Source organism: Flavobacterium crassostreae, from assembly GCF_001831475.1.
Taxonomy (GTDB): domain Bacteria; phylum Bacteroidota; class Bacteroidia; order Flavobacteriales; family Flavobacteriaceae; genus Flavobacterium; species Flavobacterium crassostreae.
The window spans coordinates 262407-277790 of sequence record NZ_CP017688.1 but is presented as its reverse complement, the minus strand read 5'-3'; the positions used below and the strand labels follow the sequence as shown (position 1 = coordinate 277790).

General features: G+C 35.1%; 19 protein-coding genes. 12 read left to right on the top strand and 7 right to left on the bottom strand.

From position 1 onward, the window contains the following. Positions 1-28 precede the first annotated feature (28 nt). The 8 genes from cyoE (at position 29) to LB076_RS01240 (ending at position 5148) form a co-directional block, all read left to right on the top strand. Positions 29-931 carry a heme o synthase gene (gene cyoE, locus LB076_RS01275; protein ID WP_176699285.1) on the top strand — a complete coding sequence of 301 codons (903 nt, stop codon included), beginning with the start codon at positions 29-31 and terminating at the stop codon, positions 929-931. 2 nt (positions 932-933) lie between these two features. Continuing rightward, the gene (locus LB076_RS01270; RefSeq protein ID WP_066335946.1) at positions 934-1521 is read left to right on the top strand and encodes a cytochrome c oxidase subunit 3; all 588 of its coding nucleotides are present in this window, start codon (positions 934-936) and stop codon (positions 1519-1521) included. A gap of 42 nt (positions 1522-1563) precedes the next feature. Next, complete coding sequence (locus LB076_RS01265; protein WP_066335949.1) at positions 1564-2592, top strand: cytochrome c oxidase subunit 3; 1029 nt, start codon at positions 1564-1566, stop codon at positions 2590-2592. 17 nt (positions 2593-2609) lie between these two features. Further along, positions 2610-2960, top strand: a complete 351-nt coding sequence (locus LB076_RS01260; protein WP_066335950.1) for a cytochrome C oxidase subunit IV family protein — start codon at positions 2610-2612, stop codon at positions 2958-2960. A 75-nt stretch (positions 2961-3035) separates the two neighbouring features. After that, positions 3036-3686: a hypothetical protein gene (locus LB076_RS01255; RefSeq protein WP_066335952.1), complete on the top strand. Its 651-nt coding sequence runs from the start codon at positions 3036-3038 to the stop codon at positions 3684-3686. A 1-nt stretch (position 3687) separates the two neighbouring features. Continuing rightward, positions 3688-4374, top strand: coding sequence for an SCO family protein (locus LB076_RS01250; protein ID WP_066335954.1), 687 nt, complete (start codon positions 3688-3690; stop codon positions 4372-4374). 5 nt (positions 4375-4379) lie between these two features. After that, entirely contained in the window at positions 4380-4919 is a 540-nt protein-coding gene (locus LB076_RS01245) for a DUF420 domain-containing protein (RefSeq protein WP_066335955.1), read from the top strand. Further along, complete coding sequence (locus LB076_RS01240; RefSeq protein WP_066335957.1) at positions 4912-5148, top strand: hypothetical protein; 237 nt, start codon at positions 4912-4914, stop codon at positions 5146-5148. Before LB076_RS01245 ends, LB076_RS01240 begins: the two co-directional genes overlap by 8 nt. Before the next feature lie 15 nt (positions 5149-5163). On the opposite strand, the gene LB076_RS01235 is transcribed toward LB076_RS01240, so the two are convergent. Further along, entirely contained in the window at positions 5164-6567 is a 1404-nt protein-coding gene (locus LB076_RS01235) for a DUF4403 family protein (RefSeq protein WP_066335959.1), read from the bottom strand. Between the two features lie 290 nt (positions 6568-6857). Between LB076_RS01235 and LB076_RS01230 the strand changes: the two genes are divergently transcribed. The 3 genes from LB076_RS01230 (at position 6858) to tsaB (ending at position 10406) form a co-directional block, all read left to right on the top strand. Next, positions 6858-8294, top strand: a complete 1437-nt coding sequence (locus tag LB076_RS01230) for a TolC family protein (RefSeq protein ID WP_066335965.1) — start codon at positions 6858-6860, stop codon at positions 8292-8294. A 6-nt stretch (positions 8295-8300) separates the two neighbouring features. Next, positions 8301-9596 carry an efflux RND transporter periplasmic adaptor subunit gene (locus tag LB076_RS01225; protein WP_066335967.1) on the top strand — a complete coding sequence of 432 codons (1296 nt, stop codon included), beginning with the start codon at positions 8301-8303 and terminating at the stop codon, positions 9594-9596. Positions 9597-9737: 141 nt separating this feature from the next. Next, on the top strand, positions 9738-10406 hold the full coding sequence (gene tsaB / locus LB076_RS01220; RefSeq protein WP_066335971.1) for a tRNA (adenosine(37)-N6)-threonylcarbamoyltransferase complex dimerization subunit type 1 TsaB: 669 nt from the start codon (positions 9738-9740) through the stop codon (positions 10404-10406). 2 nt (positions 10407-10408) lie between these two features. Here tsaB and LB076_RS01215 read toward each other — a convergent pair whose 3' ends face one another. From LB076_RS01215 to LB076_RS01200, 4 genes are all read right to left on the bottom strand, one after another. Continuing rightward, positions 10409-11242, bottom strand: a complete 834-nt coding sequence (locus LB076_RS01215; RefSeq protein ID WP_066335990.1) for a mechanosensitive ion channel family protein — start codon at positions 11240-11242, stop codon at positions 10409-10411. A gap of 100 nt (positions 11243-11342) precedes the next feature. Then, positions 11343-11756, bottom strand: a complete 414-nt coding sequence (locus LB076_RS01210) for a hypothetical protein (RefSeq protein WP_066335993.1) — start codon at positions 11754-11756, stop codon at positions 11343-11345. Between the two features lie 220 nt (positions 11757-11976). Continuing rightward, positions 11977-12177 (bottom strand): dodecin family protein, encoded by a 201-nt coding sequence (locus LB076_RS01205; protein ID WP_066335995.1) that lies wholly within the window; start codon positions 12175-12177, stop codon positions 11977-11979. 96 nt (positions 12178-12273) lie between these two features. Continuing rightward, positions 12274-13173, bottom strand: a complete 900-nt coding sequence (locus tag LB076_RS01200) for a NifU family protein (RefSeq protein ID WP_066335997.1) — start codon at positions 13171-13173, stop codon at positions 12274-12276. A gap of 250 nt (positions 13174-13423) precedes the next feature. On the opposite strand from LB076_RS01200, the gene LB076_RS01195 reads away from it, so the two are divergent. Further along, the gene (locus LB076_RS01195) at positions 13424-13942 is read left to right on the top strand and encodes a gamma carbonic anhydrase family protein (RefSeq protein WP_066336419.1); all 519 of its coding nucleotides are present in this window, start codon (positions 13424-13426) and stop codon (positions 13940-13942) included. A 27-nt stretch (positions 13943-13969) separates the two neighbouring features. On the opposite strand, the gene murI is transcribed toward LB076_RS01195, so the two are convergent. Then, positions 13970-14746 (bottom strand): glutamate racemase, encoded by a 777-nt coding sequence (gene murI, locus LB076_RS01190; protein WP_066335999.1) that lies wholly within the window; start codon positions 14744-14746, stop codon positions 13970-13972. Positions 14747-14862: 116 nt separating this feature from the next. Beyond that, a complete protein-coding gene (locus LB076_RS01185) occupies positions 14863-15363 on the bottom strand; it encodes an OmpH/Skp family outer membrane protein (protein ID WP_066336001.1) in 501 nt (166 codons plus the stop codon). Between the last annotated feature and the right edge of the window lie 21 nt (positions 15364-15384).

Below are 15384 nucleotides of genomic sequence, written 5' to 3'. Positions count from 1 at the left end.
GTTTTAAAAAAACCTAATACAATCCGTCTTGAATACTACACAAAATACTTTTTCCTTTAAATCTGTTTTTTTAGATTTTAAAGAAATCACTAAAGCAGGACTTGCAATTAGTGTGTTGTTTTCTTCTATTGCGGGTTATTTTTTAGGGGTAAATGACGAAAATCCTTTTCAATGGAGCGTTTTAATTCTGTTGACTATAGGTGGTTATTGCATGGTAGGCGCATCCAATGCCTATAATCAAGTGATTGAGAAAGACCTAGATGCATTGATGGATAGAACCAAAAACAGACCAGTGCCTTCCGGTAGGATGTCTCCTCGGGTGGCTTTGGTGGTGGCTAGTCTGCTAACTGTAATTGGAATTAGTATGCTCTATTATATTAATCCTAAATCGGCTATGTTTGGTGCGGTGTCTATATTTTTATACACCAGTGTTTATACCCCCTTAAAGACCGTTACCTCTTTGTCGGTTTTTGTAGGCGCATTTCCGGGAGCAATACCCTTTATGTTGGGCTGGGTTGCAGCAACTGGCAACTTTGGGATAGAGGCAGGGACGTTGTTTTTAATTCAGTTTTTCTGGCAGTTTCCTCATTTTTGGGCTATTGGTTGGTTTTTATATGATGATTATAAAAAAGCGGGTATTTTTATGTTGCCTACCACCAAAAAAGACAAAGGAACAGCCTTGCAGATTATTTTGTATACGGTATGGCTAATTATAGCTTCATTATTGCCTTCTTTAGGTTTTACTGGAAGACTTTTTATAACGCCATGGGCAGCAGTTTTGGTGTTTTTATTAGGGGTTTGGATGCTTTTTTATGCTGTAAGGTTATATAAATTACGAACTCCAAAAGCCGCAAGAACGCTAATGTTGGTTAGTGTTTCGTATATTAGTTTGCTACAATTAGTGTATATAATAGATAAATTTTTAAGATAGTTATGGAAATGACAATGACAACAAATGAGCAGAAGCTACGTACGGCAAGATCCTATAAATTGATTTTGTTGTTTGCTATGGTCAGTATGATTATGATGTTTGCAGGGCTTACCAGTGCTTTTGTGGTAAGTAAGTCCAGAGTAGATTGGCTCAAGGATTTTGAATTGCCTACCGCTTTTTATTACAGTACACTTGTGATAATGATCAGTAGTATTACCATTCATTTGGCAAAAAAATCCATTCAAAAAGACGATAAAAGTAAGACTACTCTATTTCTTTTGTCTACTTTAGCGCTCGGAATAGTGTTTGTTGTTTTGCAATTTGCAGGATTCCGACAAATTGTAGAAAATGGGTATTATTTCACCGGTAGCGAGAGTTCTATTACAACTACATTTTTGTATATTGTGACCGTTGTGCATCTAATGCACCTTGCTGGAGGGCTAATTTCATTGCTAATTATAATTTATAATCATTTTAAACAAAAATACAATTCGAGTCAAACTCTTGGAATTGAACTAGGTGCGATGTACTGGCACTTTCTTGATTTCTTGTGGATTTATTTATTTGTATTTTTATATTTCTTTAAATAAGAAAAAAACGTAAATTTGGGAACTTTTTAACGAATAACTTTTATGGAAGCGACAGTTACTACTGCAAATAGTGAAGAAAAAACTTGGGGAGGCGGCAATGAGCCAATGGGAGCAAGTTACGGTAAATTAATGATGTGGTTTTTTATCATGTCTGATGCCTTAACGTTCTCTGGATTTTTAGCAGCTTACGGTTTTTCTAGATTTAAATTTATTGAAACATGGCCAGTGGCCGATGAAGTGTTTACACACTTTCCATTTATGCATGGTGTATCGGCACCGATGTATTATGTGGCATTAATGACTTTTATTTTGATTTTTTCGTCTGTAACAATGGTTTTGGCTGTTGATGCAGGGCATCAAATGAAAAAAAACAAAGTTGCCGTTTATATGTTTTTGACCATTATTGGTGGTTTGATTTTCGTTGGATCTCAAGCTTGGGAATGGAAAAACTTTATAAAAGGAGAATACGGTGCCGTAGAAACCAAAGGAGGTAGTTTGCTACAGTTTGTAGACAAAGAGGGCAACCGAGTTGCTTTGGCTGATTTTGCAGCAAATTTACACGAAGAGCGTGTGCAGCACACTAGAGATAAAGGAAGTTGGTTTGTTAGTGAACCTGCTTTACCGTCTTATTCTGTTGCCGAAGTGCAAGCAGGTTTTAAAGCACATCCGGATCTTTTAATTCGTACGGAGTCTCTTTATGAGGCAACTCCCGAAACTGCAAAAGACCCAAAAATCAATCATGATTTAAGTAAGTTTAAGCACAAAACGGTTTTGACTAGAGAAGAATCTATCCTTAGATTAAGTCAGGCGCATTATGTTGTAGAAGGAGCTAACTTGGTTAGAAACGAATACGGTAACAAGTTGTTTGCCGATTTCTTTTTCTTTATTACTGGATTTCACGGATTTCACGTTTTTTCAGGGGTGATTATTAATATCATTATTTTCTTTAATGTACTGATTGGTACTTACGAAAAAAGAAGAAGCTATGAAATGGTTGAAAAAGTGGGTTTATACTGGCACTTTGTTGATTTAGTTTGGGTATTTGTATTTACCGTTTTCTATCTAGTTTAATTTAAAAAATTATTATTATGTCACACGAACACGTATCGGATACTGCTGGAATCTGGAAAGTTTTCGGAATATTATCTGCCGTTACAATTATAGAAGTGTTTTTAGGAATACTTAAGCCAGACTTTTTGCACCTGAACTATTTTATAGGAATGAATTTGCTAAACTGGGTATTTTATATTTTGACTGTTTTAAAAGCATACTACATTGTATGGTCTTTTATGCACTTAGGAGCAGAAAAAAGCAGTTTGAGATGGGCAATAGTATTGCCTACTGTATTCTTAATAGTATATGTTCTTTTTATTTTTCTCACCGAAGGACATTATATTTATGGGGTTTTTAAAAATTCAACTATTAAATGGAATTTTTAACATATATTAATTCACAAAAAAGGTACGCATTGCGTACCTTTTTTTTATTTTTGTAATTAAAAATTTCACATCATAATGAAAAAAAATAGTGTCCTCTTTGTTCTTTTTATACTTCCAATTGTAGCGTATCTTTTTTTTGCATCCGGGGTAAATAGTTACACTACCTTGCCAACGGTTACTGCTAATATTCCGGATTTGGGTAATTGGGAATCTTTAAATAATGAAAAAGTAACCTTGAATAACAAAGTAACTATATTGGGTTTTTCAGGATCTGAAATTCTTAAAAATAGAGGTAATTTGTTTAACCTTAATCAAAAAATATACCAACGCTACCACACCTTTAAAGATTTGCAGTTTGTGATGGTTTGTCCTTTAGGAACACAACAAGATATTAGAAGTATTGTGGATGCCTTAGATGAATTTACAGACGTTTCTCAATGGCACTTTGTTTTTACCACTCCCGAAAATATTGCTGCATACTACAAACAACTACACTTAGTTGAAAAACTAGATGCGTTTTCTGGCACGCCCAATGTTTATATTATTGATAAAAAGAAAAATCTAAGAGGCAGAAAAGATCCAAAAGAATATAAAGAGGGTTACAATACCTTTCATCCTTCGGAATTAAGTAACGAAATGCTAGATGATTTTAAGATTATACTCTATGAATATCGCGCAGCACTCAAAAAAAATCGCAATGCTACTAAACAACTTTTAAAAAATTAATATGTTTAAGAATAAATCGTATATAGGTATATCTTTTATTATTTTGGTGTTTGGAATCTATGCCATTCCAAAGATTATTTCCAGAATTCAAAATGGCGAAGTGGTTAAAGCGGATCGTTTGGATAAGGTAGTGACTGCTTCTGTCAAAGAAGAAAAGTTAGTGGTTATAGGTGTGGCTCCAAAATTTGAGTTAGTAAACCAAAATAACCAAACAATCACCAATAATGACTACAAAGATATGGTCTATGTTTTAGAGTTTTTCTTTACTACATGTCCTTCTATCTGTCCAAAAATGAATCAGAGTATGTTGTTGGTAGAAAAGAAGTTTTTTGGTAATCCTAATTTTGGGATTGTGTCTATCACTATAGATCCTAAAAAAGATACCTCAGAGGTCTTAAAAGAACATGCGGCATTATTAGGTGTTCGCTCTGCAAATTGGAATTTTTTGACTGGAGATCGTAATGCTATTTTAGATTTAGCCAACAAAGGGTTTAATTTGTATGCTGCTGCTAATGCCAAAGTAGCTGGAGGTTTTGAGCATTCGGGTCTTTTTGCTTTAATTGATAAACAAGGAAATATCCGTTGCAGAAAGGATGCTTTTGGAAATCCTATTTTATATTATGACGGGTTGGATAAAAAAGGGGTTAGGGACCTACAGCAAGATATTAGTTTATTATTAGAAGAATAGTAGTTATGAGTAAGCAAAATTTAGAACAGAAATATAAAAAGTGGATTGTGATTTTATCTATTGCAATTCCGTTGGTAGTTGTGCTTCTTTTTGGAGTGAATCTAAGAAAGTTGGGTTTTGATGTGGCACCCCTTACTTTTTTGCCTCCGATTTATGCTAGTGTTAATGCTATTACTGCCATATTGCTTGTTTTGGCGGTGATTGCCATCAAAAGCGGCAATAGAAAAAGACACGAAAATTTGATGAAAGCAGCAATAGGCTGTTCGGTACTTTTTTTGGGAATGTATGTTGCTTATCATATGACTTCCGATTCTACTCCATTTGGAGGAAAAGGATTTGTCCGGTATGTGTATTACTTTATTTTAATCACGCATGTTATTTTGTCTGTGGTAATCATTCCATTGGTTTTAATTACCTATGTTAGAGCGTTGGCAGAGCGGTTTGATACCCACAAAAAAATTGCCAAAATAACGTTTCCTATTTGGTTGTACGTTGCTGTAACTGGTGTTATAGTTTATTTAATGATAGCTCCTTATTATGTGTAATACAATTAAGTTTCGGTTAGGTAGTTTGTTCCTTTTATTTGTTTTGTTTTCTGCCAATATGCATGCCCAATGTGCGATGTGTAGAGCGGCTTTAGGGGGCGAAGATAACAATATTCAGGCACAAGCTGTAAATGACGGAATTGTGTATTTGATGGCCATACCTTATATTCTGGTAGCAGTTATTGGTTATGCTGTTTATCGGTTATACAAGAACAAAAAGCAAGTATAACGAACCCATTTTAGTTTATTTTAGTCCATCTACGGTAATATTGACTTGGCCATTAGCTTTAATAAAAGCTATAATGGCGTTTTTGGTGATTTGAATTGTATCAAATGCCAGTGTTTCCATTTTACCATTAACATACACTCCTGCCATTGGAGAATAATTTTGCAAGTATTTCTGCATAGTATGTTTGCCTTCTTCTAAATTGGACTCTATAGAATAGCGGCAACTCGCTTTAATTTTATTTAATATATACCCTTGCGCAAGCCAATTTGCTGTGCGTATCAATTTGTTTTTGGTGTCCAAGACATAGTCTAAAGAACCAAAGTATATTTCTTTTGATTTGTTATCGTATTGCGGAGATCCTGTTAGGTAGATCTTTCCGTTGATGCTGCCTGTGAGTTCCAAAGCCACGACGATCTTTCCGTTTTTGTGCCATAGGGTTACATCTTGCACTTGTACTTTTTTGGATCCAGATTGAAATTCTTGACCGGCAAAATTTTTACGAATTATTTTGGAGGCATCCAGATAAGTAGATACCGCCACAATAGTAGCGGTTATTTGATTAGGAATTTTAGTAACTGGTTTTAATACAATTTTTGTAGCGTCAAATTTTGTTTCAGGCTGTTGCCCTATCCAGGTTTCCATGGTGCATTTCATACCCATTTGTAAGGAAAATGTATCTTGTTTTAGTTTGGCAGCAGTACTGTATATTTCGGTAGGAACAACCCGAAACCAGCTCTCGTAAGCTGCATCCATTTGAAAGGGCAGGCAAATTTTCTCTAAAGCAGCCAATACATTTGGTTTAAAATCCATAGAATTTTCTATGGCTGTATCCATGGCAGTCTCAATTTTGGACTTAAATAGTTGGATGGCTGGATCCATTAAGTAGGTAACGGGAACGTTTTTGCCAAATAAAACCATCGTAGGGCTTTGGTTCCATTCTAATGATTTTAATTTAGTTTTAGTGTTTAATTTCCAGTTATTTAGGTTTACTTCGCTAACTAAGGTAACCATTCCGTTTAAGTTAAATTCTTGTATATTGTAGAGGGGAACGCCCAAGGTTTTGGTGCCTATTCGGTATTTTACAATGGCTTTTAGAGGGAGAATGGTTCGTATTTTTTCGCCCGAAACAGCATTTTCATTTTGAATGGTTATTGGCGCTAATTTCCATATTTTTATTTCGATGTTATCGTCCGTTATATCGGTGTCTTGATAAATTAAACCATTCAATACGCTATTGGTTTGGTTTTCAATATCCTTTAATTTGATACTAATTGGCAAGTGGATAAATGAGGCAGGATTGTCATATACTAGAGGTGTGGCGTCATCGGGTTCGGGTTTTAGAGTGTCTATTTTTTGTGTTGTTGCACAGTTAGTAAGTAGCGCACACAAAGCACTTAAAACGAAGAGGTATTTGGCCATTTGGTGTTTTTTTAAGTTGTAAAATTACTAAAAGAAATATGTTTTTGGATAAAACTGTAACAATTATGTGTCAAACAAGTCTTATTCATAGGTCAACCTAAGTTATGGCTTTCTATTAAAAAAAAATAAGTTGGGTGTTTGGAGCGCTATTGCCTTATAAGAATCTAATAGAGGTTACCCTAACTTTAAACAATAAGATATTGGGTAATAAAAAAGCAGAAAATAAATTTTAGTTAGTATATAAATATTAAATTTGTGTGATAGCTTTGTTACACATCCATAAAAAAGACATGAAAAACACCATTTGGATTCCCTTAATTTTACTCGTTGCTTTTAGCATGTCCTCTAACGCACAGGATCAGAAATGGACACTGGAACAATGCGTTGCACATGCCATTGAACACAATATTTCTATCCAACAAGCAGCATTAGATAGCCAAGTAGCGGAGATAGACAAAAAAGGGGCATTCGGAGCTTTTTTACCCTCCTTAAATACCTCGGCTTCTCACTCCTGGAATATTGGTTTAAACCAAGATATAACCACTGGTTTGTTGCAAAATCAGACTACACAATTTACGTCTATTGGAGCCAATGTTGGTATAGATATTTATAAAGGACTACAAAATCAGAATGCCTTTCGCAAAGCAAAGTTGGGTATTCTGGCTGCAAAATACCAATGGACTAAAATGCAAGAAGACATTGCCTTGAATGTTGCTAATGCTTTTTTGCAAGTGCTTTTTAATAAAGAAAATTTAAAAGTGCAACAAGAACAATTGTCCTTTAATCAAAAACAACTCTCCCGTTCAGAAGAATTGGTTGCTGCAGGAACCATTCCTAGAGGCGATTTGTTAGATATTAAAGCTACTTTAGCGACCAATAATCAAAACCTGATAGCTTCCGAAAATGCCTTGCTATTATCCAAATTAAGTTTAGCGCAACTGTTGCAGCTAGACGAATTTGCAAAATTTGACGTAGCAGATAACGCTGTTTTAGCAACGCAGAACAGTATTTTGAACCAAGATGTAAACGCAATTTATAACAAGGCAAAAGAAGAACGAACTACCTTAAAAATAGCACAAACCAATTTAGAAATAGCACAAAAAAATCTGGCAATAGCCAAAGGAGGATTGATGCCAACTCTACAAGCGTTTTATGGTTTTAGTTCTCGGGTAGCATATAGTGATCGGATAACTGGAGTAATTCCGGATGCACTAAACCCAACGTCTGCAATTGGATTTGTAGAAGGAACCAATCAAAAAGTTTTAGCACCCAATTTTACTAGATTATTAGGAGGGCCAGCGCCATTTATGGATCAATTTAACAATAATAAAGGCCAGTCATTTGGGTTTCAACTTCGTATTCCTGTTTTTAACGGTTTTTCGGCACGCAATACCATAGAGCGATCTAAGGTGGGTTTAGAACGATCTAAAATAGCCTTGGAACAAGAAAATCTTAATTTACAAAGAAACGTGTATGCCGCCTTTACGGATGCAAAAGGAGCGCTAAAAGCGTATGAAGCGGCCCTAAGTGCTCAAGAGGCAAGGCAAGGAGCGTATGATTATGCTAAAGAAAAATTTGCGGTAGGGATGTTGCATTCCTTTGATCTAAATCAATCCCAAACTTTATTCGTTAACGCCCAATCTGAAGTTCTAAGAACCAAATACGATTACATTTTTAAAATAAAAATACTCGAATTCTATTTTGGAATTCCGATCATTCAAAACTAATTCATTATGTCAAAGAAAACAATTTATTATATTGTTGGAGGAGCAATAGCTCTCATCGTTTTGTTACTTGTGCTATCTAAAGCAGGAATTATAGGCAATAAAGACCAAGGAGTTACTGTAGAGGTAGCCACTGTAACACAAGCTACCATTGTAGAGACTGTTTCGGCAACGGGTAAAATACAGCCAGAAACCGAAGTGAAAATTGCTTCGATGGTTTCTGGAGAAATAATTTCATTACCTATAAAAGAAGGACAGCTGGTTAAAAAAGGAGATTTGTTGGTAAAAATTAACCCAGATTTATATACCTCAAGTTTAAACAGAACCGTGGCGGGTTTGTCTGGATCCAAAGCAGGATTGAATCAAGCTAATGCCCAATTGAACGAAGCAAAATCTAATTATAATAGAAATAAAATTTTATTTGAAAAAGGCATTATATCCAAATCCGATTGGGATAAAGTAACCGCAACCTACCAAGTGGCAAAGGCTACTAAAGAAACCGCTTATTTCAATGTACAAAGCGCTTCGGCATCGGTAAACGAGGCCAAAGATAATCTAGGCAGAACCGTGATTTATGCCCCAGCAGACGGAACTATATCGATGCTTAATGTAGAGCTCGGAGAACGTGTTTTGGGTACCCAGCAAATGACTGGAACCGAAATACTCCGAGTAGCCAATTTAAACAATATGGAAGTAGAGGTTGATGTAAACGAAAACGATATTGTAAAAATAAAAGTAGGAGATCTAGCCAATGTAGAGGTAGATGCCTATTTTAAAAAGAAATTTAAAGGAGTGGTAACTAGTATTTCTAATTCAGCAAGTAGTGCGCTAACAGCCAATCAGGTGACCAATTTTAAGGTAAAAGTAAGCATTATAAAAGCATCTTATCAAGACCTGCTTAAGGACAAGCCAGCAACCTATTCTCCTTTCCGACCAGGAATGACTGCAACGGTAGATATTATAACCAAAACCAAGAAAAATGTGACCAACGTGCCAATTAGCTCCGTAGTAATAAAATCCGATACGGCAGCCGTTAAAGAGATAGAAATGTTAGATACTGCTCAAGACAAAGAACGAGCCGCAAAGAGTGACAAAAAATACGAATGTGTATTTGTTAAAGTAGGCGATAAAGCAAAAATAAGAATTATTAAAACCGGAATACAAGACGATAGTAATATTGAAATTTTGAGCGGGCTTAAAAAAGGAGACGTAGTAGTTACGGGACCATACACTACGGTGACCAAAGAATTGAATTCTGGAGATAAGATAACCCTTAATAAAGACGATAAAGACAGTAAAAAATAAACCAATATTTTGTTAGTATAAAATCGCTTAGTAGCAACCACTAAGCGATTTTTTTGTTTTATAATAGAATTGTTTATTTACTTGCTTTTAGTTTTCTTTGTGGCACTATAAAAACAGATTAAAAACAAACGATATAAAATAATGGCCTACATATTAAATATAGAAACTGCTACAAAAAACTGTTCTGTAGCAATAGCAAAAGAAGGAAAGGTTTTGGTTTGTAATGAAATTGCTGAAGAAGGCTATTCTCATGCTGAACGTTTGCATGTTTTTATCGAAAAAAGTTTGAAAGAAGCTGGTATTGGTTTTACAGACTTAAGTGCAGTAGCGGTAAGTCAGGGGCCGGGTTCGTACACGGGTTTACGTATAGGTGTTTCGGCAGCTAAGGGCTTGTGTTACGCTTTGTCCATCCCTTTGATAGCTGTAGACACCTTGAAGGTGCTGGCGGCCCAAGCAACCATCTCTGAAGGGATAATTCTACCCATGATAGATGCTCGAAGAATGGAAGTATATAGTGCTATTTATACCAAAGATTTGCAAATAGTCCGCAATACGATGGCAGAAATTATAACCGAAAACTCCTTTGAAACATTCCAACAACCTGTTTATTTTGTAGGAGATTGTGCTCATAAATGCAAAGCAATTCTAAGTAAAGATAATTTTACTTTTCTAGAAGCTATAAAATATCCTTCTGCCAAAGCAATGAGTAGCCTCAGTTTTGCAAAATACCAACTAAAAGAAACCGTAGATGTAGCTTATTTTGAACCTTTTTACCTCAAAGATTTTAATATTACGGTTTCTAAAAAATAATATTAAGAAGGAGAATTGCTTTGAGACATTTCTTTAACAAAAGGCTGTATGTTAATCCCTGCAGTATCAAAAGCAATTTTGCAACTCTCAAGCGTTTCTGTAAATACAGCGCCATAATCTTCTGTTTTTGCCCAAGGTCTTACTGCAAGTTCTATGGCGCTATCGGTTAGATTTTTTACAAAAACCTCTGGTTCTGGATTTTCTAGTACTTTAGGATTGTTTTTCAGTAAGGTTAAAATAATGTTTTTGGCTTTTTTAATGTCCGAATCATACGAAATCGAAAAGGTCAGGTCTGCTCTACGTTGTTGTAAAAGAGAGTAATTGGTAATAATGCCGTTGGACAAAATACCGTTAGGGATAAAGATAGTTTGGTTGTTTGCGGTAATTAATTGGGTTACAAAAATTTGTATTTCGCAAACGGTTGCAATAACTCCCTGAGCTTCAATAGTGTGTCCGACCTTAAAGGGCTTAAATAGAATAATTAGCATTCCTCCAGCAAAGTTAGATAACGATCCTTGCAAGGACAATCCAACAGCCAAACCCATGGCTCCCAAAATGGCGACAAAAGAAGAAGTTTCAATGCCTAATTTTGAAATAAAGGTTACAAACAACAGGATCCTAAGCGCCCACAATAGGATATCAGCCAAAAATTTAGTCAATGTAGGGTCCAGATCTCTTTTGATCATTATTTTTCGAATAAGTCTATTGATGATTCGGATGGCATACAAACCAATAAAAAGGATTACAAAGGCCGTAATTAGTTTGGGAGAATAGCCAATAAATTCTTTGAAATAAACACTAAGATAGCTTGTGGCATTATGGATATTTGGAGTCATTTTTTGGAATATTAAAAAACCTTCCCGAAGAGAGAAGGTTGGTGTTTGTAATACAAAAGTAAGCATTAATACTTTTGAGTCCTTATTTTCGAAGGTGCTTTTATTCTTTAATTTTTGTAGGCTCTGCGGCAGTTTTTTTGGAGGTAAAATCTTCCATTTTGTCCTCAATGGCTTCTTTTGCGTCTTCCGCAAAATTTTCTACTTTATCCATGGCATTCTTTGCATGGTCTTTAACGTTTTCGAAGGTGTCTTCTAGTGCTTCTGCTGTTTTGTCAGAATAGTTGCTGATGGTTTCTTTTGCTTTGTCTGCAAAATCATCTGCTTTATCCAATAATGGTGCCGCTGCTTGTTTGGCGTCATCAAATGCATTTTCAGCTTTGTCTGCAACGTCATTTGCGGTTTCTTTAACTTTTGCCATAGCATCTTCTGTAAAGGCTTCGGCTTTTTCACTAAGTGCTGCAGTGGTTTCTTTGGCTGTGCCAAATAAATTTTTAAAAAATGATGTAACTCCCATTGTTTTTTTGGTTTAATTAGGCTACAATAGTACGCTTTTTTTATGTTTTTTGGTTTAAAAGAGCATTACTATTTTGTTGTTGCTACGTAATTTAGAATGCTGTTTGTTGGTTCTAGTACGGGGTTTAAAATAAGCATTAGCTGTTTTTTTTAAACAGAAATTGACATAAAATGAAAAAAACGTTTCAAAGAAACGTTTTTAGTATTGGTTGTAAACAAAATTATTCTAGCTCAAAGGTTATTTTTAGGTTTACTCTAAACTCCGATACTTTACCATCTTTAACGGTTGCGCTTTGATCTTGTACGTATACCGATCTAATGTGTTTAACCGATTTTGAGGCTTTGCTTACTGCTTTTTGTGTTGCATCTTCCCAGCTTGTAGCGGATCCAGATAGTACTTCGATAACTTTTAATACAGACATAATTTAGTTGTTTTATTGGTTAAAGTCTAAATATAGCCCTTTTTGGCTACTTAAAAAATTATTTTTTGTTTTACACAAAAATAAAATACGGATTGTTTAGTCGTTTACCGCTTCAACATTGATTTTTTCGTCATTAAGCATGCTTTTGAGCATGTTTTCGATACCGCTTTTTAGTGTAAAGGTAGAGGACGGGCAACCACTACAAGCGCCTTGTAGAATAACTTTTACGGTTTTGGTGTTGGCATCATACGATTCAAAAGCAATATTTCCTCCATCGGCGGCAACTGCTGGCTTTACATATTCTTCTAGAATGTTGATTATTTTTTGCGAAATTTCGTCTAGAGAATCAAATTTTTCATCTTTAACTTTTTCCTCTTTTTCAATAGTTTGCACCAAGCTTTCTTCCAAAACAATTCCGCCATTTTCGATATATTGTTTGATAAAACTGCGTAATTCTAGCGTGATTTCGTCCCAATTGTTTACTTCGTATTTAGTAACAGAGAGGTAATTCTCGTCAATAAAAATTTCTTTAACATAAGGAAATTTAAACAATTCTTTTGCTAAAGGAGATGGGCCTGTTTGATCAATGTTTTTAAATTCAATAGCGTTTTTGGTCAGCATTTTACTGACTACAAATTTTAACGCTGATGGATTAGGAGTTGTTTCTCCATAGACCGTTATAGGCTGTTTTTTGGTTTTATTCTCTTCGATGGTAATAATGCTTCCGCCATCGTTTACAAATGTTTCTATTTGTTCTGCTACAGCATCTTTTACATCTTCCCATTCTACAATGCTGTATTTTTCTACGGCAATAAAGTTTCCGGAAATGTATATGGTTTTAACAAACGGAAGGTAAAATAATTTTTGAGCCAAAGGGGAGGATTTGGCATCGTCAATATTTTTAAATTCAAAGCTTTGGTTTTGCGTAATGAAATCTTCAAATTCAAATTTTAATATGGTTGGATTTTGTGTTTCCTTTATGGTGATTTTTGTCATGGTTTTTTGAGTATATTTTACAAATTTAGTGAAGTTATTTTCTTTGAATAGCTATATTTGGTATATAAATAGATAAATTAACTTTATTTTAAATAATTAAAAGCTGTTGGCTGGTTTTGGAGCTGGTTTTTTTGTTTTATAAAAAAAATCAAGTTGCATTTACAGTAAAAATGGTTCGCCATATTTGTTGGTTATTTTGAGAGGCGTCAAAAAAGGGTTTAAATTTAGTTGTATTCAAAAAACAAAAAGTATGTTAATAAAAACAATAAACGGAAAAACACCGCGCATTCCGGAAGACTGTTATGTAGCCGAAAATGCTACCATAATTGGAGAGGTTAGTTTTGGAAAATCATGCAGTGTGTGGTTTAATGCCGTAATCAGAGGAGATGTAAATTGTATCCAATTTGGAGACAAGGTAAACATTCAAGATGGTGCCGTGGTGCATTGTACGTATCAAAAACATCCTACTATTGTGGGTAATAATGTTTCGATAGGGCACAATGCAATTGTACATGGTTGCACCATTCATGACAATGTATTGATAGGTATGGGAGCAATAGTGATGGATAATTGTGTTATAGAAAGCAACGCAATTGTAGCTGCGGGTGCGGTTATTACTCAAAACACGGTAGTTACTTCTGGAACAATTTGGGCAGGCGTTCCGGCCAAAAAAGTCAAAGATATAGACCAATCTAATTTTGCTGGCGAAATTGAAAGAATTTCAAATAATTATGTGCTGTATTCTAGCTGGTTTCAGGAACAGGATTAACAAAAAAAAGATTTGTCGGAAGGTCTTCTAAAAGTCTTTTTTAAATACCGTGTATTTGTTGCCTAGGATTTCTTGCAATACTTTTGGATCGGTATTGGTATAAAAAACAGGCTCGCTACAAGTTGCGCTAGTGCAGCCGATGCTTTCATTTAATAGGTTTCGGGTTTGCTTTGCTACTGCTTCGCCAGAATCTATAATTTGGATGTTCTCTGGCAGAATTGCTTTGATTTGCGGTATCAAATACGGATAGTGGCTGCAGCCCAGTACTAGGTAGTCTATATTTGCAGCAATCATAGGGGTTAGGTAGGAGCGTAGTAATGCTTCCATTTCGGCAGAGTGTATTCCGCCGTTTTCAATAAGCTGTACTAAACCGTTTCCTACTTGTTCAATTATGGTAGTGTCTTGAAATTTTTGGGTGGTTTTATAAAACAGTGCGCTACTAAGAGTGCCTTGTGTTGCTAGAATACCAATGGTTTGGGTTTTTGAATTAGTTGCGGCAGGTTTTATAGCAGGTTCTATACCAATAAATGGCACGTTGTAGTTTTCTCGTAGTTCCGAGATGGCGTTGGTAGTGGCGGTGTTACAGGCTACCACAATGAGTTTGCAGTCTAGCTTTAGTAATAATTCCGTGTTTTTTTTGCTTAAAGCAATAATCTCTTCTTTGGATTTTTGACCATAGGGAGCGTTTTTGCTATCTGCCAAATAAATAGTTTTTTCATTTGGAAGTAGCTGGTGTATTTCTTTCCAGATCGAAGTGCCTCCAATGCCAGAATCAAATATTCCTATGGGTTTGTTGTTGTTCATCAAAGCAAAGTTACGTGCTCTGGATTTAAAATCCTAAAAAAATAAATGGCCCCAAAAAAAGAAACCACTCTATCCATTAAGGAAGAGTGGTTTTGCGTTATGAGATAAAGGTTTTTTTAGAATCCTAAGTCTTTTTTTACATCTGTAGTTAAGTTTGGTCCTTCTGCAAGTAGCAAAGTAGAACCATCTAGGATATATTGAAACCCTTTAGCTTTTCCAACTTTTTGGATAGAAGTTCTTACTTTTTCCATTAGTGGTTTAACAATGTCGGATTCTTTTTGTTGTAATTCTTTTTGAGCATTATCTCTAAAGTCTACAATTCTTTTTTGCATGTCTTGTACTTCTTTAGAGCGTTCTCCGTTTATAGCATCTGTTACGGTTGCGGATTCTGCTTCGTATTTTTTTAATTTTGCTTGGTATTCTTCTACCATTTTTTTGTAATCGGTATCGTAGGTGGCACTCAATTTTTCTAATTGTTTTTGTGCATCTAGCATGGCAGGCATTTTAGACATAATTTCACTCACATCTACATGAGCAGTTTTTGCTTGAGCATGGATTGTTTGACTTGCCCCTAAAATTAAAAATGCAGCAATTACTAAAGTTTTGATTTGTTTCATCGTTTTTAAAATATTAAGTAT

Excerpts from the sequence above, each read along its gene's own strand:
- LB076_RS01270 (WP_066335946.1), top strand. The coding sequence starts at position 934 with ATGGAAATGACAATGACAACAAATGAGCAGAAGCTACGTACGGCAAGA.
- LB076_RS01265 (WP_066335949.1), top strand. The coding sequence starts at position 1,564 with ATGGAAGCGACAGTTACTACTGCAAATAGTGAAGAAAAAACTTGGGGA.
- LB076_RS01260 (WP_066335950.1), top strand. The coding sequence starts at position 2,610 with ATGTCACACGAACACGTATCGGATACTGCTGGAATCTGGAAAGTTTTC.
- LB076_RS01255 (WP_066335952.1), top strand. The coding sequence starts at position 3,036 with ATGAAAAAAAATAGTGTCCTCTTTGTTCTTTTTATACTTCCAATTGTA.
- LB076_RS01250 (WP_066335954.1), top strand. The coding sequence starts at position 3,688 with ATGTTTAAGAATAAATCGTATATAGGTATATCTTTTATTATTTTGGTG.
- LB076_RS01245 (WP_066335955.1), top strand. The coding sequence starts at position 4,380 with ATGAGTAAGCAAAATTTAGAACAGAAATATAAAAAGTGGATTGTGATT.
- LB076_RS01240 (WP_066335957.1), top strand. The coding sequence starts at position 4,912 with ATGTGTAATACAATTAAGTTTCGGTTAGGTAGTTTGTTCCTTTTATTT.
- LB076_RS01235 (WP_066335959.1), bottom strand. The coding sequence starts at position 6,567 with ATGGCCAAATACCTCTTCGTTTTAAGTGCTTTGTGTGCGCTACTTACT.
- LB076_RS01230 (WP_066335965.1), top strand. The coding sequence starts at position 6,858 with ATGAAAAACACCATTTGGATTCCCTTAATTTTACTCGTTGCTTTTAGC.
- LB076_RS01225 (WP_066335967.1), top strand. The coding sequence starts at position 8,301 with ATGTCAAAGAAAACAATTTATTATATTGTTGGAGGAGCAATAGCTCTC.
- tsaB (WP_066335971.1), top strand. The coding sequence starts at position 9,738 with ATGGCCTACATATTAAATATAGAAACTGCTACAAAAAACTGTTCTGTA.
- LB076_RS01215 (WP_066335990.1), bottom strand. The coding sequence starts at position 11,242 with ATGACTCCAAATATCCATAATGCCACAAGCTATCTTAGTGTTTATTTC.
- LB076_RS01210 (WP_066335993.1), bottom strand. The coding sequence starts at position 11,756 with ATGGGAGTTACATCATTTTTTAAAAATTTATTTGGCACAGCCAAAGAA.
- LB076_RS01205 (WP_066335995.1), bottom strand. The coding sequence starts at position 12,177 with ATGTCTGTATTAAAAGTTATCGAAGTACTATCTGGATCCGCTACAAGC.
- LB076_RS01200 (WP_066335997.1), bottom strand. The coding sequence starts at position 13,173 with ATGACAAAAATCACCATAAAGGAAACACAAAATCCAACCATATTAAAA.
- LB076_RS01195 (WP_066336419.1), top strand. The coding sequence starts at position 13,424 with ATGTTAATAAAAACAATAAACGGAAAAACACCGCGCATTCCGGAAGAC.
- murI (WP_066335999.1), bottom strand. The coding sequence starts at position 14,746 with ATGAACAACAACAAACCCATAGGAATATTTGATTCTGGCATTGGAGGC.
- LB076_RS01185 (WP_066336001.1), bottom strand. The coding sequence starts at position 15,363 with ATGAAACAAATCAAAACTTTAGTAATTGCTGCATTTTTAATTTTAGGG.